The organism is Parasynechococcus sp. (assembly GCF_042954325.1).
Taxonomy (GTDB): domain Bacteria; phylum Cyanobacteriota; class Cyanobacteriia; order PCC-6307; family Cyanobiaceae; genus Parasynechococcus.
Genome location: NZ_JBGKDS010000076.1, coordinates 1 through 19,839, shown reverse-complemented (window position 1 = coordinate 19,839; position 19,839 = coordinate 1). Strand labels below are relative to the sequence as shown.

Here is a 19,839-nt window from a genome sequence, read left to right as displayed (position 1 = left end):
CGAGCTCCTTGCTGCCCTTCGTTGAGATGGCCGAAAACAGCCGCGTGGGAAGCTGAAGCTGTTTGGCTATTCACCTCAGCCCATGCCTAGGCGGACTGATCTGCGCCGCATTTTGCTGTTGGGTTCCGGGCCGATCGTGATCGGTCAGGCCTGTGAATTTGATTACTCGGGAACCCAGGCCTGCAAAGCACTTCGCGCAGAAGGCTTCGAGGTGGTGTTGGTGAATTCCAACCCGGCGTCGATCATGACCGACCCGGAAATGGCCGATCGCACATACATCGAACCTCTGACCCCTGAGGTGGTGACGCGGGTCATTGAGACCGAACGCCCCGATGCGTTGTTACCGACCATGGGCGGTCAGACCGCCTTGAACCTGGCGGTGACCTTGGCGGAAAACGGCACCCTGGACCGCTATGGCGTCGAATTGATCGGTGCCGATCTGCAGGCCATTCAGAAGGCTGAGGACCGGCTCCTGTTCAAGCAGGCCATGGAACGCATCGGCGTGAGTGTCTGCCCATCGGGGATCGCGTCGTCGCTGGAGGAGGCCGAAGCCGTTGGCGCTGCGATTGGCAGCTTTCCCCGCATCATCCGGCCGGCCTTCACCCTCGGCGGCAGCGGTGGTGGCATTGCCTACAACCCCGAGGAATACGCCGCGATCTGTAAAAGCGGCCTCGAGGCCAGCCCGGTCACCCAGATCCTGATCGAACAGTCCCTGCTGGGTTGGAAGGAATTTGAACTGGAGGTCATGCGTGACCTCGCCGACAACGTCGTGATTGTCTGCAGCATCGAAAATCTGGACCCGATGGGGGTTCACACCGGTGACTCGATCACCGTGGCTCCTGCCCAGACGCTGACCGATCGGGAATACCAGCGGCTGCGCGATCAGTCCATCGCCATCATTCGCGAGATCGGTGTGGCCACCGGCGGCAGCAACATTCAGTTCGCCATCAATCCCGCCAATGGGGATGTGGTGGTCATTGAGATGAACCCGCGGGTGAGTCGCTCGTCGGCCCTGGCCAGCAAAGCCACAGGATTTCCGATCGCCAAGATCGCCGCGCGGTTGGCGGTCGGCTACACCCTCGACGAGATCCTCAACGACATCACAGGGAAGACCCCAGCGTGCTTCGAGCCCACGATCGATTACGTGGTCACGAAGATTCCACGATTCGCCTTTGAAAAATTCCGCGGTAGTCCTGCCGTGCTGACGACGTCGATGAAGTCCGTGGGTGAAGCCATGGCCATCGGACGTTGCTTTGAGGAGTCTTTCCAGAAAGCCATGCGCTCTCTGGAAACAGGGTTGTCCGGCTGGGGCGGCGACCGTCATGAGCCGCAGCTCTCGGATTCAGAAATGGATCGCCTGCTGCGGACCCCATCGCCGGAGCGCATCCTCACGGTGCGAACGGCGATGTTGCGCGGTCGCAGCGATGCGGAGATTCATCGCATCAGCAGCATCGATCCCTGGTTCTTGGCCAAGTTGCGCGGGATCATCACCGCTGAGCAGACCCTGTTGCAGGGCAAACAACTCGCTGATCTGCGGGTGGATGAGCTGTTTGAACTCAAGCAGCTTGGTTTCTCTGACCGTCAAATCGCCTGGGCGACAGGCTCGGATGAACTGGCGGTGCGGCGTCACCGCCATGCCCATGGCGTCCGCGCCGTGTTCAAGACCGTCGACACCTGTGCGGCTGAATTCGCGTCAACAACGCCGTACCACTACTCGACCTACGAGCGGCCGTTGCAGACCTTGGCGGCCGACGGCTCGCTGACCACGCGGCCTGCGGCCAATGAAGTCAGTGCTGGCGCGACCGACAAGCGCAAGATGATGATCCTCGGCGGGGGACCCAACCGCATCGGTCAGGGGATCGAATTCGATTACTGCTGCTGTCACGCCTCCTTCGCTGCCCAGGAGCAAGGCATCACCACGGTGATGGTCAACAGCAATCCCGAAACGGTGTCCACCGATTACGACACCAGTGACAGCCTTTACTTTGAGCCGCTAACCCTCGAGGACGTCCTCAACGTCATCGAAGTGGAGCAACCCCAGGGTGTGGTGGTTCAGTTCGGTGGCCAGACGCCATTGAAACTCGCGATTCCCCTGCTCAACTGGCTGAGCAGTGAGGAGGGCCGGGCCACAGGAACCGCGATTTGGGGGACGTCGCCGGAATCAATCGATCGCGCTGAGGATCGCGAACAATTCGAGGCGATTCTGCGTGATCTGGACATTCGCCAGCCCAGAAATGGACTGGCTCGAAGCGAAGAGGAAGCCCGCAGCGTTGCCGCCCAGGTGGGCTACCCGGTGGTGGTCCGTCCGTCCTACGTGCTGGGGGGACGTGCCATGGAAGTGGTCTTTGATGAACAGGAGCTCAACCGCTACATGCGCGAGGCGGTTCAGGTGGAACCGGACCATCCGGTGTTGATTGATCAGTACCTCGAGAATGCTGTCGAGGTCGATGTGGATGCCCTTTGCGATCACAGCGGTGACGTGGTGATCGGTGGTCTGATGGAGCACATTGAACCTGCGGGGATTCATTCCGGAGATTCGGCCTGCTGCTTGCCGGCGGTGTCCCTCGGAGCGACTGCATTGACCACGATCCGCGGTTGGAGCAGGGATCTGGCCCTGGCGTTGAAGGTGCGCGGCCTGATCAATCTTCAGTTCGCCGTTCAGCGTGGTGTCGATGGGGAGGAAGTCGTTTACATCATTGAGGCCAACCCTCGGGCTTCGCGCACCGTGCCGTTTGTGGCGAAGGCCACCGGTCAACCCCTGGCCCGTTTGGCGACCCGACTAATGGCCGGCGAAACGCTGCAGCAGATCGGATTGCAGGAGGAACCTGTTCCTCCCCTGCAGGCGATCAAAGAGGCAGTGCTGCCGTTTCGTCGCTTCCCCGGGTCCGATACGGTCCTCGGCCCAGAGATGCGTTCAACCGGTGAGGTGATGGGCTCGGCCACCACGTTTGGCATGGCCTATGCCAAGGCAGAGCTGGGTGCCGGTGAAGCTCTGCCCACCACTGGCACCGTGTTCCTCTCCACCCACGACCGCGACAAGGCGGCCCTCGTTCCGGTGGCTGCTCGTCTGATCGAACTTGGCTTCGATCTGATCGCCACCTCCGGCACCGCTGATGCGTTGGAGCGTGGTGGCTTGAAGGTGCGCTCTGTGCTGAAGGTGCATGAGGGGCGACCCAATATCGAAGACTTGATCCGCTCCAATCAGGTGCAATTGGTGATCAACACCCCGATTGGCCGCCAGGCGGCCCATGACGACAAATACCTGCGTCGTGCGGCCCTGGATTACGCCGTTCCAACGGTGACCACCCTCGCCGGAGCACGGGCTGCCGTTGAGGCGATCTCAGCGCTTCAGGAACAAACAACGTTGGGAATCCATGCGCTTCAAGACGTTCACTCCGGTTTGATCCAATCCCATCGGTAGGGTTGATCTCCACGTCCGATCTGCCTTGACGACCTCAGCCCCCCACAAGCCTGGAACTGACCTCCGTGGCGTTTTCCAGCGTGCCTACGAGAACCGTTACACCTGGGATCCTGGCTTTGGCGGCTACAGCGGCAGTTGTGTCTGGATCCAGGGTGATCAGCGGGTCGAAGGTCGCTTCAGCATCGGCAAAGATCTGAAGGCCTCCGTCGAGGGCATCGACGACGAAACCGTGCTCAAGGCGGTCAACTCTCAGCTCTGGGAGGTGGCCATCCACCGGGTGCGTCGCACCTTCGAACAGACCCACTCCGAGAACACCTTCACCGCCGGTGACACCGATGCCGTCGGCACCGAGGTGATTGTTGGTGGCAAAGGCGAAGGTGACCGCTACCGCATCAAAGATGACGTGGTGACCATGGTTCACCGCCACATTCACGGCACCGTGGTGACGATTTTCACAACGGCGGTGACGGAGACCGGTCGCGGATATCTCAGCCACACCTACACCAGTCAGTACGCCGACCCAGCCACCGGTGAAGCCCGCGGCGGCCGCAGCAGCTTCAAGGACACTTTTGTTCCTCTTTCAGACAACGGTCCATGGGTGCTCCAGGAACGGGTGATCGACACCGAGGCCCATGGTGATCAGCCCGCTGGATCGCAGACCTTCCGTTTCGAGAATCTCGAAGCGCTCTGATTGCGTTGCTCCCCTTCGTCAGCTGTGACACCATCCACGGATTCACACGCTGGCGATGGATTCGTTAGACACATCAATCCAGGCGATCAACAGTCCGATTAACGGGCTTGTTTGGGGCTGGCCGACCGTTCTGCTGATTGCCCTGACGGGCATTCTGCTGATGGTTGGCCTGCGGTTCATGCCGTTACGACGGCTGGGCTATGGCATCGCCATGGTTCTCCGTCCCAGCGATCGCGACAGCGAGGGCGAGATCACGCCGTTTCAGGCCCTGATGACCTCGCTCTCCGCGACGGTCGGCACCGGCAACATTGCGGGTGTTGCCGGTGCCATTGCCGTCGGCGGACCGGGAGCGGTGTTTTGGATGTGGGTGATCGCCGTGTTCGGGATCGCGACCAAATACGCCGAAGCCGTGCTCGCCGTTCACTTCCGTGAAACCGACAGCAGCGGTCATCTCGTCGGTGGCCCGATGTACTACATCCGCAACGGCTTGGGTGCTGGCTGGAGCTGGATGGCTGGCTTGTTCGCCCTGTTCGGCATGCTCGCTGGCTTTGGAATCGGCAACGGTGTTCAGGCCTTTGAAGTGTCGTCCGCCCTGGAAGCTGCAGGGGTCGATCGTCTGATCACAGGCATCGTTCTGGGGGCTCTGGTCTTCGCTGTGGTCATCGGTGGCATCCGCCGGATTGCCCAGGCGGCGTCGACCCTCGTTCCTCTGATGTCGGTGCTCTACATCGGTGCCTGTTTGGTCCTGCTGGCGGCCAACATTGCGGCCGTTCCAGAGGCCTTGGCCACAATCGTCGGCAATGCTTTCAGTGGCGAAGCCGCCGTCGGTGGTGCCTTCGGTCAGGTGGTGCTGATGGGCTTCAAGCGAGGCATCTTTTCCAATGAAGCCGGTTTGGGTAGTGCTCCCATTGCCCATGCGGCTGCCAAAACCGATGACCCCGTTCGCCAGGGAACCGTGGCGATGCTGGGCACCTTCATTGACACCCTGGTGATCTGCACGATGACGGCCCTGGTGATCATCACCACCCAGGCCCATCTGATTCTCGACAATGCCGGTGAGCGCCTGAGCGGATCCACGCTGTCGATCGCCGCCTTCGACATGGGACTCCCGGGCAGTGGCTTTGTGGTCACTGCGGGGCTGATCATCTTCGCCTTCACCACGATTCTTGGCTGGAGCTTCTATGGCGAGCGCTGCACGATCTACCTCTTCGGAGAACGCGCGGTGATGCCGTTCCGATTGCTTTGGGTGGCCATGGTGGTCTTTGCGTCCGTGGCCGGGACCAGTGGAGCCATCTGGGGTGTCGCTGACACCCTCAACGGTCTGATGGCACTTCCCAACCTCGTCGCGTTGGTGCTGTTAAGCGGAACGGTGTTCCGCCTCTCTCGGGACTACACCTTCGAGCGTTGAGAGAGGCGGTGCGGTCAGGGCGTTCAGCCCTGGCCGTCGGCCATCGGGGCGACGTTCTTCAGCTTCTCGTTGAGCTGCATGGCAAGGCTCTGTCGACCGACGGCGAGCACCTTGAGGGTGTCTTCATGCATGCGCAGCTGAGCGTCAGCCACCTGCATGCCACGCACCAGTTCCTTCAGGTCGTCGGGGAGGGTGTTGAGGTCGTAACGCTTCCCTTCGAAGGTCAGCACGGGGTTGGGGGTGTTCGCTGCGGAGTCAGTCATCAGTCGTGCCGGAGTCGTTGGAGGCAGTACGGCTCGCTGACTGTAGGGGTGCTGACATGCAACGTCTCAGAACGTTGAGCCGTTCGTCAGGGTTCGCGGCTTACGACGACTGGAGGTCGCGAATGAACTGTCGCTCACAGAGCTCCCGATAGCGGCCGCCACGCTGCATCAGCTCGTCATGGGATCCGCTGTCGACGATGGTGCCCTGCTCCAGCACCAAAATTCGATCGGCTTCCTGGACCGTGGCCAGACGATGGGCGATGACCAGCACGGTGCGCCCTTCCATGGCCCGTCTCAGGCCGAGCTGCACCGCCGCTTCCGCTTCTGCATCCAAGGCGCTGGTGGCCTCATCGAGCAAAAGAAGGGCTGGGTTGCCAAGAACGGCGCGGGCGATGGCGATGCGCTGAAGCTGTCCTCCGGACACATTGCTGCCACGCTCTTCCAGCATGGTGTTGTAGCCCTCGGGCAGCCTGCGGATGAAGCCATCGGCGTTGGCCAGGCGAGCGGCATCGATCACGTCGTCATCGCTGGCCTGTCGGCCGAAGCGAATCGCTTCTGCGATGGTTCCGGAGAACACGGTGGTGCGTTGGGGGACGAGGGCCACTTGTCGTCGCACATCCCGCGCTCGCAGCAGACTGAGGTCATGGCCATCCAGTTCGATTGAGCCCTGTTGTGCTCTGTTGAAACGCAGCAACAGGGAGAACAAGGTGCTTTTGCCGGCTCCTGACGGGCCGTCGAGGGCAATCACCTGTCCGGCCTTGATCGACAGGCTGAGGTTGTTCAGCACTGGCTCATCAGGGTTGTAGCCGAATTGCACGGTGCGGAAGTCGAGATCACCACGGAGCCGCCCGAGGCTGAGCGGTTCGACGGGATCGGCGGCTTCCTTGGGCTCCCGTTCGATATCGCGTAGACGTTTGAGCGAGGCTTGTCCTTGCTGGAATTCGTTGAAGTTGGTGGTGAGATGGCTGATGGGGTCGATCAACATCAGCAGTCCGGCCACGTAGCTGCTGAACCCTTGGCCATCGAGATCACCGGATTCAATGCGGGCTGCCCCGAGGGCTAACACCGTGAGGATGCCGATCACCTCGATGAAGCCGATCACCGGATGCTGCAGAGCCACCAGTCGATAGGTGCGATACCGGGCCAGGCGGTGCTGATCAATCTTGGTTTCGAATCGATCCTGTAACCAGGGTTCGGCCGCAAAGGCGCGCACCAGCGGCAGGCCTTCAATCGCTTCACCCAGGAGCCCTGCCAGTTCACTGACTTTGCTCTGGCTGCGCTCGGTTGCGGCCATCACCTTGGCTCCGAACAGACTGATCAGAACGGCAACCAGAGGCGCGATCAGGATGATCGCTACGGAGAGCTTCCAGTCAAGCCAGGCCATGTAGCCGAACACGGCGACCAACTGCAGAGCACTGGGAACGGTGTCTTGAATCGTTTTGTAGATCACCTCACTGACGCGGTCCGCGTCTTCGGTGAGGCGATAGGTCAGATCACCGGACGACAGTTTTTCCAGGGACCCCAGCTCCACGCGCTGAAGCTGGCGGAACACATTCCGGCGCAGGTCCTGGCTGACCCGCAAGGCGGGACCGGCCAGGAGGGAGTCTTGGCCGAACTGAGCCAGTTTCTGAATCAGAAACACGCTGATGGCGAGGGCGATCACTTCGATCACCCGGTTCAACTCCCCGGCTCCGATGGCTGGGATCAACTGTCCCGCAAGCTGCATCAACAGTGGCCAACACGCCACGTAGGCCAGCATGCACAGCGCTCCCCAGGTCAGGCGACGGAGATGCGGTCGCAGCAATGGCAGCAGTCTGCGGAAGCCCGCTGGGGAGGAAGAAAGCATGCCGGCACAGTATCAATGTCATCTCTGGATCACCGCTGCCGATGAAACTTGATCAGTACCTGAAGTGGATGGGCTGGGTCGGGACCGGTGGTGAGGCGAAACAGCACATTCAGGCTGGAGCCGTGACGGTCAACGGTGCTGTCGAGACCCGTCGCGGACGGCAACTGCTGGCCGGCGATCTCGTTGTTCTTGGACCCGACTCAGGCGTTGTCGGAGAGAACGTCGCTGCAGCGCCGTAAGTTGGCTCCACATTTTGTGGGGCTTGAAGGCGTGCGCAGACCGGTGATCGCTGGCAACTGGAAGATGCACATGACCTGTGCCCAGGCCAGGGAGTTCATGGCTGCGTTCCTGCCTCAGCTGGAACAGACCCCCAATGATCGTGAGATCGTGCTGGCTCCACCGTTCACGGCGATCTCGACCATGGCCGAACAAGCCAAGGGCAGCTGTGTGTCTTTGGCCAGCCAGAACGTTCACTGGGAGCCCTCCGGTGCTTTCACCGCGGAAATTTCACCCGCGATGTTGAAGGAGCATGGTGTGGCCTACACGATTGTTGGTCATAGTGAGCCGCGCAAATATTTCAGTGAGAGCGACGAACAGATCAACTTGCGTGCCCGTTCAGCCCAGGACAATGGCTTGATCCCGATTGTCTGCGTTGGGGAGAGTGATGAACAGCGTGAACGCGGTGAAGCGGAGCGTGTGATTCGCCGTCAGATCGAACAGGGTTTGGAGAATCTCGATCCCGGTTCTTTGGTGGTGGCCTACGAACCGATCTGGGCGATCGGTACCGGTAAGACCTGTGCCTCCGAAGAAGCCAACCGCATCTGCGGTTTGATTCGCAGTTGGGTGGGTGCTCCGGATCTGGTGATTCAGTACGGCGGTTCGGTCAAGCCGGGCAATATCGATGAGCTGATGGGCATGAGTGATATCGATGGCGTCCTGGTCGGTGGGGCGTCACTGGATCCCGACAGCTTTGCGCGAATCGCCAATTACAAATCCGTCTGAGACCTTGGTCTGGCCTCCGTTCTGGCAACAGCGCACGGCGGTGATGGGGGTGATCAATATCACTCCCGATTCCTTCAGTGATGGAGGTCGCTTCCTGGCCCGGGACAAGGCATCGGCAGAGGCTGTCTACCAGACGCAAAACGGTGCAGATGTTCTGGATTTAGGTGCCCAGAGCACGCGACCCGGTGCCGATGAGGTGGGTCCCGACGAAGAATGTCGCAGGCTGTTGCCTGCCTTAACGCTGATTCGGGAGCGCTGTCCGAACACCCTGATTTCGGTCGATACGTTTTTGGCACCTGTTGCAGCAGCGGCACTCGACGCCGGGGCCAACTGGATCAATGACGTCAGTGGCGGTCGCAGGGATCCCGATCTGCTGCGCGTGGTGGCCGATGCAGGCTGCCCAGTCGTGCTGATGCACAGCCGGGGGAACAGCAAAACGATGGATCAATTGACTGACTACGGGGATGTTGTGGCTGAGGTGCGCGCTGGTCTGATCGAACGGAGTGATGCCGCTGTGCGGGCGGGTGTTGATCAGCAGCAGATCATTTGGGATCCCGGATTGGGCTTTGCCAAAACCCACGAACAAAATCTGCAATTGCTTCGGGGGCTGGAACAAATCACGGGAGGTTCGGTCCCGGTGTTAATCGGTCCGTCGCGCAAACGCTTTATTGGTGAAGTCCTGAACGAGCCGAGACCGAAGGCTCGCCTCTGGGGGACGGCAGCTGTTGCCTGCCGATGTGCACAGGCCGGGGCGGCAATTGTGCGTGTCCATGACGTCCGTCCCATTGCTCAGACGCTGCGTATGGCAGCGGAACTTTGGTGATGTTCGTCCAAGCATTCCCCACCCAGGGTCGGGAGTGCTGTCACAACTTGACGTTGAAGAGAGAACGTGAGTTTTAGGACGATTATCAGGATCTCCGAGGAGACCAGTCGACCGCCACCCTCATCATTAAGTCTCGGTAAATAATGGTTAAGGACGTGTTAAAATTGGACTGAGTCTGTTTTATTCCCATGCCTGATGGTGAAGACAGGATGCATGGGGAGCAAGATCTTCAGACTTGTTTCGTCGTGGCGGGCTTCCGCGGTGCTGGTAAGTCAACGATTATCAAGACGTCATATGACCTTGATCTACGCCTTTTCGGAGAAAAATATCATCAGCAATTTAGAGGAACTGGGGAAACTGGACACCATGGAGAAAATGATGACTATGACATGGCGATCAAGATTGGGGCTAATTTTCAAGGCCGGCATATTCACGATCTGGCCAAGGAGCCCTCTCCTCCCCAGTCTCTGCTGATCCAGGTGGATCTAAAGCACGTTATCCACAAGCTTGGCTACACAGCTGCCTCGAGGGATGATCGCAAAAAAATTAAAAAGGTTACGTCAATTCCGACGCAACTAAAGAGTAAGTCTGATCCAAAAATCTGCGACTTGATGGTTAAAGGGTTCTTGGAGCATCCTTTTTTCAGGCGATTTAAGGCCATCCTTGTGAACACTGTTCATACGGATTTTGACGACAACTACAGGCAGTTCAAATTCCGGAAAGCGGGTGGAGTGCCTGTGGACTTTGATGAGCCTGGCGAACATCTCAGAAAGGCTCATAGACTTGTCTATAGTTCTTGGAATAAAAATATTAAAATTCTGAATCCTGTCGAGTCATTCATGACCTCGGTCGATTCTTCGGGTGACCTGATTTCAAATGGACGCTGTATATGCAAGAACTGGAAAGAAAAAGCTGGTTTCGCGAATCCTTTGGTGGCCTAAATCAAGTCTGAATTTAATGATTCACGAACTTGATTTAGGCCTTCTGGGACGGATTTAGTCCGTCACAACCCCTTCGATTCGATCTTCGATCTCCTGATACATCTCCTGGAGTTGTTCAATGTTCTCGTCGGAGGTTTCCCAGTAACCGCGCCCGTGCACTTCCAGGAGGGTGCCCACGATCTGGCGGAAGCTGTTGGGGTTCAGTTCCATCAGACGCTTGCGCATCTCAGGGTCGTTGATGAACGTCTCGTTGGCTTCCTCGTAGACAAAGTTGTCGACGGCGCCACTGGTGGCGCTCCAGCCCAGGGTGAAGTTCAAGCGCTTGGCGACCTCACGCACACCTTCATATCCGGAATCAAGCATGCCCTCGTACCACTTGGGGTTGAGCAGCTTGGTGCGGGAGTCCAGGCGAATCGTTTCGCTCAAGGAGCGAACTTGAGCATTGGCCGTTGTGGTGTCGGCGATGTAACTCGTCGGTGCTTTGCCGTCATCCCGCAGGCCAGCGATCAGCTTTGTGGGATCGGAGTCGAAGTAATGACTCACGTCCGTGAGCGAGATCTCCGCGGAATCAAGGTTTTGGAAGGTGACGTCAGCGGTCTTCATCACATTTTCAAAGACCTCGCGCTTCTGATTCATTTCGCCGGGGTTATCGGCGTTGAAGGCGAAGGTCTTGCGGGAGAGATACATCTCCTGAAGTTCACCTTCCTCTTCCCAGGTGCTGTTCTCAACTGCAAGGTTGACGTTTGAGCTGTAGCTCCCGCTGGCGTTCGAGAACACGCGACAGGCAGCATCCCGCAGGCTGGTTCCTTCCTTCTCCGCCTGTTCGAGGGCGTGCTTGCGCACAAAGTTCTGCTCGAGGGGTTCGTCTGCTTCCGCCGCCATCTTCACGGCTTGATCGATCAGCGCCATTTGATTGATGAACAGATCCCGGAACACACCGGAGCAGTTCACGACCACGTCGATTCTGGGTCGACCCAATTCCTCCAAGGGAATCAGCTCGAGTTTGTTGACCCTGCCGACGGAGTCCGGCATCGGTTTGACGCCAACGAACCAAAGGATCTGGGCCAAGGATTCGCCGTAGGTCTTGATGTTGTCGGTGCCCCAAAGCACACACGCAATGGTTTCTGGCCATGCGCCCTGCTCTTCGCGTTGACGCTCGATCAATTTGTCCACAACACCTTTCGCGGCTGCGACGGCAGCGCGGGTGGGGATGGCCTGGGGGTCAAGGGCGTGGATGTTCTTGCCGCTCGGCAGAACACCTGGGTTCCGGATTGGGTCTCCACCTGGACCGGGCAGCACATACTCGCCATCGAGGGCCTTCAGCAGGCTCTCCATTTCCATATCGGCGCAGATTTGCTCCAGGCAGAAGCGCAAATAGCCAAACAGTTTGTCGAGTTCGGTGGAGTCAACCTGGGTGAAACCAGAGCTGCAGCAGGCCCGCAACCATGGCGAGGGCAGCTTGAGGCCGAACCGGGCCAGCAAGTCGTAGAACCAGCCAAAGGCATTGCGCATGCTGACGCGGCCGTCCATGCCCGTCAGGGATCGAACCATCGACCCGACCGCGGCCCGACTGGCTTCGGTGATGGTGCGGTTCAGCTCGACATCGGCGAGCACGCCTTCGTCATTGCCTTTGTAGATGTCGTCGATGGTGCGTCCGATCGACTCCGCAAGCAACGCGGGCAGGGAGCGCAGGCCATCCTCATCGCGTTCGAGAGCCGCGATGCTGACGAGGGTCGCGATCGCTTCTTCGGCGGTGGGCGGTTTGCCAATGGTGTGGAGACCGCAGGGCAGCAGACGGCTTTCGATCTCCATCAACTGGCGATAGACCGCTCCGACCAGAGCATCACGGCCCTCCAGATCCATGGAGCCTGCGTCGTCTTCGGGGAGTGCAACGTCCTTGTCGAGGTTGCACTGACGGGCTGTCTCCACAATCGTGTTGACGATCTGAACGCCGCGACCGCCTTCCCGAAGTTGCTGGTAAGAACCGACCAATTCGCCGAGTTCTTTGAGACCTTTGTAGAGACCAGCGTTCTCGGCCGGTGGCGTCAGATAGCTGATCGTTGAGGCATAGCCACGTCGCTTGGCGATGGTGGCTTCGGAGGGGTTATTGGCTGCGTAGTAATAGAGGTTGGGCAGTGCTCCGATCAACGAGTCGGGATAGCAGGTTTCACTCATGCCCATCTGCTTACCGGGCATGAATTCGAGCGATCCATGGGTGCCGAAGTGGAGGACGGCATCGGCCTTCCAGATCTTCTGCAGGTAGGTGTAATAGGCGGCAAACCCGTGGTGGGGGCTGGCACTGCGTGAATAGAGCAGGCGCATCGGGTCACCTTCGTAGCCAAAGGTGGGCTGCACGCCCACAAAGACGTTGCCGAAGTGGCGTCCGAACACCAACAGGTTCTGACCGTCGCTGTTGAGGTTGCCGGGAGGTTTGCCCCAGTTTTCCTCCAAACGTTTGGAATAGGGGGTCAGGCTTTCGTATTCATCGACGCTCATTCGGTGCGCGATCGACAGCTCAGGAGCACCCTGTAAGGCCTCTGGATCGGTGATCACTGCATCCAGCAGGGCCTTGGGGGTGGCGGGCAGGTTCTGCACGTCGTATCCCTTGGCTTTCATCTCCTGCATCACGCGGTGGATGGAGCCGAAGACATCCAGATAGGCCGCCGTACCCACATTCCCTTTGTCAGGAGGGAAGCTGAACACGGTGATTGCGAGCTTTTTATCCGCCTTGGGTTTGATGCGAAGTGAGGACCAGCGGATCGCCCGTTCGGCGATCGCGTCGACCCGATCCTGAAGCGTGTGGGCCTTTCCGGTGGCGTCATCACGGCCGGAGAGGACGATCGGTTCGATCGCACCATCGAGTTCCGGAATGGCGATCTGAAGAGCCACCTGAACTGGGTGCAGGCCAAGGTCGCTGTCCTCCCATTCCTGAGTGGTCTGGAACACCAGCGGCAACGCCACCATGTAGGGGCGATTCAGCTTTTTGAGGGACTCGATGGCCTTCGGGTGATCCTGTCGAGCCGGTCCACCGACCAGTGCAAATCCAGTCAGGGACACGATGCCGTCAACCAGGGGCTGCTCGGGATTCAGTGGGTCATAGAAAAAAGCGTTGACCGGTTTGGAGAAATCGAGGCCTCCACAGAAGATCGGAATGACCCTTGCTCCGCGGAATTCCAGCTCCTGAATGGTGGCCACGTAGTGGGCATCGTCGCCGGTGACGATGTGGCTGCGCTGAAGCACCAGGCCGATGACGGGCCCCTTGCGGGCGTCGTCCGAGAGATCGGTCCGGCTCGACGTCCAGTTGAGGTATTCCTTGAGGTCCTCGAACATGGATGGAGCGAGGGGGTGCCAGATCCCTAGATCCGGGAACACCTCTGGTTCAGCCACCTCCATGGCAGGACGGTCTTCGCCTTCCGCTGCGGGGAACACGTATTTGTCCGCCAGCATCAACAGGAAGTTCCGGAGATTGTCCGGCGTGCCTCCGAGCCAGTACTGAAAACTCAGCATGAAGCTGCGAGCGTCCTGGGCCTTTTCGACCGGGAGGTACTTGAGGACGGTCGGCAGCGTGTTCAGCAGTTTGAGCATGGCGTCCTGGAAGCCGGCGCCGCCGGCCTCCTTCCGCTTCTTCATGAAGCCCGCAATCGCACTTTTGCTCTGGCCGAGCTGGGCCATGGAGAAGCTGCCCAACTTGTTGAGCCGCATCACCTCAGGCATCGAGGGGAAGACAACGGCGGCCTTGAGTCGGTCGCGATGCGGTGCAACCGCATCGACCACCTTCTGTGCCAAATCTTCGATGAAGATCAGCGAGGCGATAAAGACATCAGCCTGGGCGACGTCAGCGCAGAAATCGGCGTAGTTGCTGTCGTCGCGCAGTTCTTCGATCAGATAGCCACTGAGCTCGATCCCAAGCTCAGCCCCCGAGGCATTCAGCGCTGTGGCGGCTTGGGTGAGCGCGTTTTGGTACTGGGGCTCGAGCACCACATACACCGCTTTCATCACAGAGGTGTGGTTCTGACCCTCAGCAGGAACAACTCGGCGATCGGCGGAGCGGACCTGCGTGAACATCTGCGCATCTTGAGCAATGTGAAGAACCTTACGGCGACTGCGACTTGGGCGCGAGAATTTCGGATCGGCCGTTACACGAGTCGCCCCATAGGCTCTAGGGATCTTCTCTGCTTCGCAATGTCCTCGCAGATTCCCGTGGTCGTGGCTGGAGCACTGGGCCGGATGGGTGCCGAAGTGATCCGAGCTGTGGTGGCGTCGGAGGACTGCACCCTGGTTGGCGCGATTGACAACACGCCTGGCAAGGAGGGGGCCGATGTCGGCTTGGAGCTTGGTTTGGGTGAGCTTGAAGTGGCCGTCACCGCTGATTTCGAAGGTTGTCTGTGTGCCGTCAGTCAGTCCGTTCGAGATGCCGGAGCCGGTCAAGGCGCTGTGCTGGTCGACTTCACACACCCATCGGTCGTCTACGAGCACACCCGTGCGGCGATTGCCTATGGCGTCCACCCCGTGATCGGCACCACGGGGCTGTCTCCCCAGCAACTCAACGAGTTGAAGGAGTTCTCCGCCAAAGCCTCCGTGGGCGGAGCTGTGATTCCCAATTTTTCCGTCGGCATGGTTCTGCTTCAGCAGGCCGCGGCGGCGGCGGCGCGCTTTTACGACCACGCTGAACTCACTGAGCTGCACCACAACCGCAAAGCGGATGCGCCCAGCGGCACCTGCATCAAAACCGCTGAATTAATGGAGGAGCTCGGCAAGCAGTTCAACCCCGCTGAGGTGGATGAGCACGAATCGCTCGAGGGCTCCCGAGGTGGACGCCGTGAAAGTGGTTTGCGTCTCCATTCCCTGCGTTTGCCGGGCCTTGTGGCCCATCAGGAAGTGATGTTTGGTGCGCCCGGTGAGACCTACACCCTGCGCCACGACACGATCGATCGTTCGGCCTACATGCCTGGGGTGCTGCTCACGGTGCGCAAGGTGCGCACCCTTGACGCCCTGGTGTATGGCCTTGAGCGTCTGATCTGATTGGACTTGATTCGATGCTGATCCCCCTTCGTCCCGGTGAGCTGCAGCGATTGATTCCGGCTGTCGCCACCGGCAATCAGTTCCGCTTTGCCTTGGGTAAGCCTCAGCAGGTGCTGCAACGCCTGATGATTGCCGCCATTGGTGGCGTGATCACGCTGTTGATCAGCCAAAGCCAGATGGCAAGCCGCTGGGGACCGGTCTGGCTTGTGATCGGAGTGGTTTTTCTGCTCTATGTGCTCTGGGGGCCCATCCTGGAGGCCGGCCAGCGCAATGCCACCTTGCGCCGTTATCCCGCTGCGGCGCTGTTTGAGGGGGAGGTGGCGGATGTGCAGACCCGCGAACGGGTTGAGAACAGCCATGAGCAGGCCGACAGCCGCGGCAACCTTGAGCTGGTGGAAAACCGCCGAACCTGGATGCTCCTGGAGCTCGAGGACGAGGACGGCTACCTGGGACGTGTGTCGTTCCCCATGGAGAAGAAGCATCAATCCATTCGTGCCGGCGCTGTGGTGCGTTGCCTGGTGTTGAGCGAGCGCAAGGATTTTTCCCGAGTCGGGGCCCTCAGCGATGCCTGGCTGCCTGGACTTCGCCTGTGGGTGGGTGAGTACCCCTTTCTGTTGCGTCCTGCCTTTGAAGAGCTCTGCCAGCTCCGCCTGGCCCGTAGGTGAACATTTCTTAAACCTGGTTTACACTTCTTAGCAATGCAACCCAGGCCGGTCATGACCCAGTCTTCCTCCACCCCTTCCGTGATCCGTGGCGCCACCGTCACCACGGAAGATGGCGGCCGATTGAACGCCTTTGCTTCCGAGCCCCGCATGCAGGTTGTTGAGGCCGAGCAAGGTTGGGGTTTCCACGAGCGCGCTGAGAAGCTCAATGGCCGCATGGCGATGTTGGGATTCATCGCTCTGCTCGCCACCGAAATTGCCCTCGGCGGTGAAGCTTTCACCCACGGTCTGCTGGGCCTGGGCTGATTCCACGGTCACGGCCTGGAGTTCGTCAAACTCCACCGATGGCTTCGACCAGTCCGTCCATTCAAATCACCGGAGCCGGTCCGACCGGCTCCCTCGCAGCCCTCGCTCTTGCAGAGCAGGGCTGTTTTGTTGTTTTGCATGATCGGCTGTCGGCTGCCGAGTTGCAGAGCCGCAGTCGCGCTTACGCCATCACCCACTCCAGTCGGAGGCTGCTGTGTCGCCTTGGACTTTGGGATCTCCTGCGCTCCGATCTGGTTCCCTTTGATCGGCTGGATCTCCGTGATCAGGCCACCCAGCGGCGGGCTGTTTTTCGTCTCGATGACCTCTCAGTCTCCAACCAGCGCCATGGCGCCATTGGCTGGATTCTTGACCACCGTCCGCTGATGGCGCTGTTGCTGCAGCGACTCGCCCAGCATCCATCGGTCCAGCTGTCGCTGGCTCACAACGAACCAATTCCGTCCTCGCCCTCTGCAGTGCTTGAGGTGGCCGCCGATGGTCCGCGCTCCAGCACCCGCACCTCCTGGGGAATCGGGGTTTGGCGTTGGTCCTATCGCCAGGGATGTCTGACCGCGAAAGTGGTGCTCAGGGGCGTCCGTTCCGGCACGGCCTTTGAGCTGTTCCGTCCGGAGGGGCCGATGGCTGTCCTGCCCTTGGGTGGTGAGACCTATCAAGTGGTGTGGAGTGCACCGCTGGATCGCTGCCAGCAACGGGCAGCGCTTCCCGTTGCAGCCTTCCTCGATCAATTGGCCGGTGTGTTGCCCCGCGGGGTGGAACCGGATCTGTTGCTCGATCAACCCGCCGCCTTTCCCCAGGAATGGATGCTGGCCCGGCGGTTCAGTCACGGCTCCGGTGTCCTGCTGGGTGAAGCAGCCCATCGCTGCCATCCGGTGGGAGGGCAGGGGTTGAACCTCTGTTGGAGAGATGTGGAGGCCTTGGCTGCGGTCGTTCGCTCCGGCGCTGTGCCCGCAAGGATGGCCCGGCGTTACGGCCGCCAACGCACCATCGATGTGGTGTTGGTCGGCACAGCGACGGATGCCCTGGTGCGTTTCTTCTCCAACCGTCTGGGTGTGCTCTTGCCATTGCGTTGGCTCGCCGTTGAAGCGCTCGCGCGAATCGGTCTGCTGCGTCGTTTGAGTTTGCGTGCCATGACCGATGGCCCCCTGCAGCTGTTGAGGTCCTCGCCAGACTGAAGACCTACCGCTTCGAGTGGATGGTGGCTTGTTCTCATCCGCAACCGCCCCCTTCGCGGGCCCTTCAGCACTTTCTCCAGCGTCAGATTGGTCTGAGTCCTGAGGCGCTCGAGCTCGGCCTGCGCCAAGCCGAGCTCGAGCAGTCGCCTTTGCCGATCGTGCTCTGGAGTTTCGGCTTGCTCAACCTCGAGCAGCTCCAACAGGTGCTCGATTGGCTTGAAGGTCAGGGGTAGGTCAGAACCGAAGTGACCTGAGCATCAGGCGGGAGCTGACGTCGGCCGTTGAGGCCGACAAGTTCGATCACAACGGCATATCCCACAACGGTGCCACCGGCCTGCTCGACCAGTCGACCCGTCGCTGCTGCCGTTCCACCGGTGGCGAGCAGGTCATCCACCACCAAAATGCGCTGGCCATCGGCACAGGCATCGGCCTGGATTTCCAGGCGATCACTGCCATATTCCAGGGCGTAGTCCAGGCCGATCACAGCACCGGGCAGTTTTCCCGGTTTGCGGACGGGGATAAATCCCAGTCCCTGGCGCAGGGCCAAGGGCATACCAACGATGAAGCCCCTGGATTCAATGCCAACAATCAGATCTGGCTTGACGCTTTCACAAACGCGTCCCAGGTGATCCAACACCTCACCCATGGCCTCGGGCGAGCGCAGCAGTGGATTGATGTCCCGAAACAAGATTCCGGGCTTCGGAAAATCCGGAATCGCTCGAATGAAGGGCTGAAGATCCAAAAGGTGGTGACGCATGGGCCTGATCCCTGCCATCATCCCAGCCATGACAGAAGCTCCAGCACAAAGCGGTGTCCGGCTCGGCCGTCGAGGTGTTGAACGGCTCGATCTGCTGCTGCTCACCATCGAGGCCCTCGATCTCAACGGCGGCGAGGCCATGCTCTGGACCAGCCATCAGATGGGTTTGCAGCAGCGCTTTCCGAACCGGGTTGAGTTGTGGAAACGCCGTTGCCATAACCCCCTGCGCAAATCGACCCGCCGGGATCAACTTGATCCCATCGACGCTGAATCTCTGATCTGTCTGGTCTGTGCGATGGCGGAGCGGCTCTACCCCATGCTCCATCAACTGCTGTCCACCCGTGAGCCCGAACAGCTCACGGAGCAGCGCTGGAATCTGGTGTACGAACGTCTCTCTGATTTGGTCGACGAACGGATGAACCCCCGTCGGGGGGCCGTGGTGCGGTTGCAGGATCCCAACACCCGCCCTGCCTTGCACCGTGAGTTGATTCAGACCCTTGCCCTGGTCGCCGGACCGGGGGGAATTGACCGGCTCCGCGCGACACTGCTCGACCCCACGCCTTGAGGCGTCCTGAACGCATGCAGAAAAGTACGTATCGCTACGAACAATCCGCCGCTCGCTTGACCGTCGAGGGGTTTCCAGATCTGTCGGCGGGACAGGGCGACGACAGGATCGGCATCCTGTCCGGCTGGCGGTTGCAACTCGTGTCTGCCCCGGAACTGGAGGGCACCCGTGAACACCTCGAGGCGATGATGGCCGTGGTGATGCCCTACGCCCGCCATTGCCTGTCCAAAGCTCCGAAACGCTTTGGTTCCGAGGAGGGCTTTGTGTCCATTGGTCCGGATGGTGCTGGCCATCAACTGGAACTGCGCAGCAGCCGTGACGGTGTGGATCCCCTGCAGCTGCATCTCGATGACGCTGACTTAGCTGATCTGGTGCGTTGCCTGGATCGTCTTCGTCTCGATCAGCGGGTGCAGCTGAGCTGGAATCTCCCGCTCGATCGGCCCTTGCATCGGCGCGAGCTGGTGGAGCGGATTCCTCTGCATCGTCGCCTGGCCTCACCCATGCTCGGTGGTCTGGCGTTGGTGCTCGGAGCTGCCGGAGCCATGGTCTTGCCCCTGCCACCGTTGCAGGAGCCGGCCGCCGTTGAACAACAATCAGAGCTGTCCGCTGACACGGCTCAGCCCTGACCGTTCAACGCTGACCTTGGCCCGCGCTTGCTGTTCTTTTCGTTCCTGTCATGAGCTCGTCGTCTGAGATGCCCTCCAGCTGGTCTGATCTGAGGCGACGGGTTGCCCGGATCGGTGCGTCCCTTGATGTGGTGGTCCGCAGTGATCCGGAAGTCTGTGGACTGAGCGGATCGGGTTATCACTTAACGCTGCACCACAGTGGTTATGGCGATTGCACCGTGGGTCAGCTGACGCTGATCGACTGTCCGAATGAACTGGTCCTGATTGAATTTGAGCGCTGGATGCGTGGGGCTGGATACGAGCTCGTGCCATGAGG

19 protein-coding genes are annotated in these 19,839 nt (G+C 60.0%); 15 read left to right on the top strand and 4 right to left on the bottom strand.

Translation table 11 applies throughout. From position 1 onward, the window contains the following. The first annotated feature begins 82 nt into the window (after nucleotides 1-82). From carB to ACGVKB_RS10070, 3 genes are read left to right on the top strand one after another with little or no spacing between them, the layout of a single operon-like run. Nucleotides 83-3,421, top strand: coding sequence for a carbamoyl-phosphate synthase large subunit (gene carB / locus ACGVKB_RS10080; protein ID WP_392351604.1), 3,339 nt, complete (start codon nucleotides 83-85; stop codon nucleotides 3,419-3,421). A 25-nt stretch (nucleotides 3,422-3,446) separates the two neighbouring features. Continuing rightward, complete coding sequence (locus ACGVKB_RS10075; RefSeq protein WP_392351603.1) at nucleotides 3,447-4,112, top strand: DUF3386 domain-containing protein; 666 nt, start codon at nucleotides 3,447-3,449, stop codon at nucleotides 4,110-4,112. Nucleotides 4,113-4,167: 55 nt separating this feature from the next. Then, nucleotides 4,168-5,520 (top strand): alanine/glycine:cation symporter family protein, encoded by a 1,353-nt coding sequence (locus ACGVKB_RS10070; protein ID WP_392351602.1) that lies wholly within the window; start codon nucleotides 4,168-4,170, stop codon nucleotides 5,518-5,520. Between the two features lie 23 nt (nucleotides 5,521-5,543). Here the strand turns inward: ACGVKB_RS10070 and ACGVKB_RS10065 are convergent, their stop codons facing one another. Next, nucleotides 5,544-5,783, bottom strand: a complete 240-nt coding sequence (locus ACGVKB_RS10065; RefSeq protein ID WP_392351601.1) for a DUF6447 family protein — start codon at nucleotides 5,781-5,783, stop codon at nucleotides 5,544-5,546. A 100-nt stretch (nucleotides 5,784-5,883) separates the two neighbouring features. Continuing rightward, nucleotides 5,884-7,629 (bottom strand): ABC transporter ATP-binding protein, encoded by a 1,746-nt coding sequence (locus ACGVKB_RS10060; RefSeq protein WP_392351600.1) that lies wholly within the window; start codon nucleotides 7,627-7,629, stop codon nucleotides 5,884-5,886. Nucleotides 7,630-7,670: 41 nt separating this feature from the next. Here ACGVKB_RS10060 and ACGVKB_RS10055 point away from each other — a divergent pair, with 41 nt between their 5' ends. The 4 genes from ACGVKB_RS10055 to ACGVKB_RS10040 all read left to right on the top strand — a co-directional run bounded on the left by ACGVKB_RS10055 (nucleotide 7,671) and on the right by ACGVKB_RS10040 (nucleotide 10,395). Continuing rightward, nucleotides 7,671-7,868, top strand: a complete 198-nt coding sequence (locus ACGVKB_RS10055; RefSeq protein WP_392351599.1) for an RNA-binding S4 domain-containing protein — start codon at nucleotides 7,671-7,673, stop codon at nucleotides 7,866-7,868. Between the two features lie 31 nt (nucleotides 7,869-7,899). Next, nucleotides 7,900-8,631, top strand: coding sequence for a triose-phosphate isomerase (gene tpiA / locus ACGVKB_RS10050; protein ID WP_392351618.1), 732 nt, complete (start codon nucleotides 7,900-7,902; stop codon nucleotides 8,629-8,631). A gap of 43 nt (nucleotides 8,632-8,674) precedes the next feature. Continuing rightward, the gene (folP, locus tag ACGVKB_RS10045; RefSeq protein ID WP_392351617.1) at nucleotides 8,675-9,454 is read left to right on the top strand and encodes a dihydropteroate synthase; all 780 of its coding nucleotides are present in this window, start codon (nucleotides 8,675-8,677) and stop codon (nucleotides 9,452-9,454) included. Between the two features lie 188 nt (nucleotides 9,455-9,642). Continuing rightward, entirely contained in the window at nucleotides 9,643-10,395 is a 753-nt protein-coding gene (locus tag ACGVKB_RS10040; protein ID WP_392351598.1) for a hypothetical protein, read from the top strand. Nucleotides 10,396-10,449: 54 nt separating this feature from the next. Here the strand turns inward: ACGVKB_RS10040 and ACGVKB_RS10035 are convergent, their stop codons facing one another. Next, complete coding sequence (locus ACGVKB_RS10035; protein WP_392351597.1) at nucleotides 10,450-14,460, bottom strand: magnesium chelatase subunit H; 4,011 nt, start codon at nucleotides 14,458-14,460, stop codon at nucleotides 10,450-10,452. 117 nt (nucleotides 14,461-14,577) lie between these two features. Here ACGVKB_RS10035 and dapB point away from each other — a divergent pair, with 117 nt between their 5' ends. Genes dapB through ACGVKB_RS10010 form a run of 5 tightly spaced genes read left to right on the top strand, consistent with a single transcriptional unit; the run spans nucleotide 14,578 to nucleotide 17,808 of the window. Next, complete coding sequence (gene dapB, locus ACGVKB_RS10030) at nucleotides 14,578-15,417, top strand: 4-hydroxy-tetrahydrodipicolinate reductase (RefSeq protein ID WP_392351596.1); 840 nt, start codon at nucleotides 14,578-14,580, stop codon at nucleotides 15,415-15,417. 14 nt (nucleotides 15,418-15,431) lie between these two features. Next, complete coding sequence (locus ACGVKB_RS10025) at nucleotides 15,432-16,082, top strand: hypothetical protein (protein ID WP_392351595.1); 651 nt, start codon at nucleotides 15,432-15,434, stop codon at nucleotides 16,080-16,082. Between the two features lie 51 nt (nucleotides 16,083-16,133). Then, nucleotides 16,134-16,385, top strand: a complete 252-nt coding sequence (locus ACGVKB_RS10020; RefSeq protein ID WP_392351594.1) for a high light inducible protein — start codon at nucleotides 16,134-16,136, stop codon at nucleotides 16,383-16,385. 38 nt (nucleotides 16,386-16,423) lie between these two features. Next, a complete protein-coding gene (locus ACGVKB_RS10015; RefSeq protein WP_392351593.1) occupies nucleotides 16,424-17,575 on the top strand; it encodes an FAD-dependent monooxygenase in 1,152 nt (383 codons plus the stop codon). A 20-nt stretch (nucleotides 17,576-17,595) separates the two neighbouring features. Continuing rightward, on the top strand, nucleotides 17,596-17,808 hold the full coding sequence (locus ACGVKB_RS10010) for a DUF2949 domain-containing protein (protein WP_392351592.1): 213 nt from the start codon (nucleotides 17,596-17,598) through the stop codon (nucleotides 17,806-17,808). Here the strand turns inward: ACGVKB_RS10010 and ACGVKB_RS10005 are convergent. Then, nucleotides 17,799-18,353, bottom strand: coding sequence for an adenine phosphoribosyltransferase (locus ACGVKB_RS10005; RefSeq protein WP_392351616.1), 555 nt, complete (start codon nucleotides 18,351-18,353; stop codon nucleotides 17,799-17,801). The two genes, ACGVKB_RS10010 and ACGVKB_RS10005, sit on opposite strands and share 10 nt — an antisense overlap. A gap of 7 nt (nucleotides 18,354-18,360) precedes the next feature. On the opposite strand from ACGVKB_RS10005, the gene ACGVKB_RS10000 reads away from it, so the two are divergent. The 3 genes from ACGVKB_RS10000 (at nucleotide 18,361) to ACGVKB_RS09990 (ending at nucleotide 19,837) form a co-directional block, all read left to right on the top strand. Then, nucleotides 18,361-18,897, top strand: a complete 537-nt coding sequence (locus tag ACGVKB_RS10000; protein ID WP_392351591.1) for a DUF3038 domain-containing protein — start codon at nucleotides 18,361-18,363, stop codon at nucleotides 18,895-18,897. A 14-nt stretch (nucleotides 18,898-18,911) separates the two neighbouring features. Next, complete coding sequence (locus tag ACGVKB_RS09995; protein ID WP_392351615.1) at nucleotides 18,912-19,523, top strand: DUF4335 domain-containing protein; 612 nt, start codon at nucleotides 18,912-18,914, stop codon at nucleotides 19,521-19,523. Between the two features lie 68 nt (nucleotides 19,524-19,591). Further along, a complete protein-coding gene (locus ACGVKB_RS09990; protein ID WP_392351614.1) occupies nucleotides 19,592-19,837 on the top strand; it encodes a hypothetical protein in 246 nt (81 codons plus the stop codon). Nucleotides 19,838-19,839: the final 2 nt, after the last annotated feature.

What these genes read in the sequence shown, in the direction of transcription:
- folP (WP_392351617.1), top strand. Translation starts at nt 8,675, where the DNA reads ATGGGGGTGATCAATATCACTCCCGATTCCTTCAGTGATGGAGGTCGC.
- ACGVKB_RS10055 (WP_392351599.1), top strand. Translation starts at nt 7,671, where the DNA reads ATGAAACTTGATCAGTACCTGAAGTGGATGGGCTGGGTCGGGACCGGT.
- carB (WP_392351604.1), top strand. Translation starts at nt 83, where the DNA reads ATGCCTAGGCGGACTGATCTGCGCCGCATTTTGCTGTTGGGTTCCGGG.
- ACGVKB_RS10040 (WP_392351598.1), top strand. Translation starts at nt 9,643, where the DNA reads ATGCCTGATGGTGAAGACAGGATGCATGGGGAGCAAGATCTTCAGACT.
- ACGVKB_RS10025 (WP_392351595.1), top strand. Translation starts at nt 15,432, where the DNA reads ATGCTGATCCCCCTTCGTCCCGGTGAGCTGCAGCGATTGATTCCGGCT.
- ACGVKB_RS10000 (WP_392351591.1), top strand. Translation starts at nt 18,361, where the DNA reads ATGACAGAAGCTCCAGCACAAAGCGGTGTCCGGCTCGGCCGTCGAGGT.
- ACGVKB_RS10020 (WP_392351594.1), top strand. Translation starts at nt 16,134, where the DNA reads ATGACCCAGTCTTCCTCCACCCCTTCCGTGATCCGTGGCGCCACCGTC.
- ACGVKB_RS10060 (WP_392351600.1), bottom strand. Translation starts at nt 7,629, where the DNA reads ATGCTTTCTTCCTCCCCAGCGGGCTTCCGCAGACTGCTGCCATTGCTG.
- ACGVKB_RS09995 (WP_392351615.1), top strand. Translation starts at nt 18,912, where the DNA reads ATGCAGAAAAGTACGTATCGCTACGAACAATCCGCCGCTCGCTTGACC.
- ACGVKB_RS10070 (WP_392351602.1), top strand. Translation starts at nt 4,168, where the DNA reads ATGGATTCGTTAGACACATCAATCCAGGCGATCAACAGTCCGATTAAC.
- dapB (WP_392351596.1), top strand. Translation starts at nt 14,578, where the DNA reads ATGTCCTCGCAGATTCCCGTGGTCGTGGCTGGAGCACTGGGCCGGATG.
- ACGVKB_RS09990 (WP_392351614.1), top strand. Translation starts at nt 19,592, where the DNA reads ATGCCCTCCAGCTGGTCTGATCTGAGGCGACGGGTTGCCCGGATCGGT.
- ACGVKB_RS10005 (WP_392351616.1), bottom strand. Translation starts at nt 18,353, where the DNA reads ATGATGGCAGGGATCAGGCCCATGCGTCACCACCTTTTGGATCTTCAG.
- ACGVKB_RS10035 (WP_392351597.1), bottom strand. Translation starts at nt 14,460, where the DNA reads ATGTTCACGCAGGTCCGCTCCGCCGATCGCCGAGTTGTTCCTGCTGAG.
- ACGVKB_RS10065 (WP_392351601.1), bottom strand. Translation starts at nt 5,783, where the DNA reads ATGACTGACTCCGCAGCGAACACCCCCAACCCCGTGCTGACCTTCGAA.
- ACGVKB_RS10010 (WP_392351592.1), top strand. Translation starts at nt 17,596, where the DNA reads ATGGTGGCTTGTTCTCATCCGCAACCGCCCCCTTCGCGGGCCCTTCAG.
- ACGVKB_RS10015 (WP_392351593.1), top strand. Translation starts at nt 16,424, where the DNA reads ATGGCTTCGACCAGTCCGTCCATTCAAATCACCGGAGCCGGTCCGACC.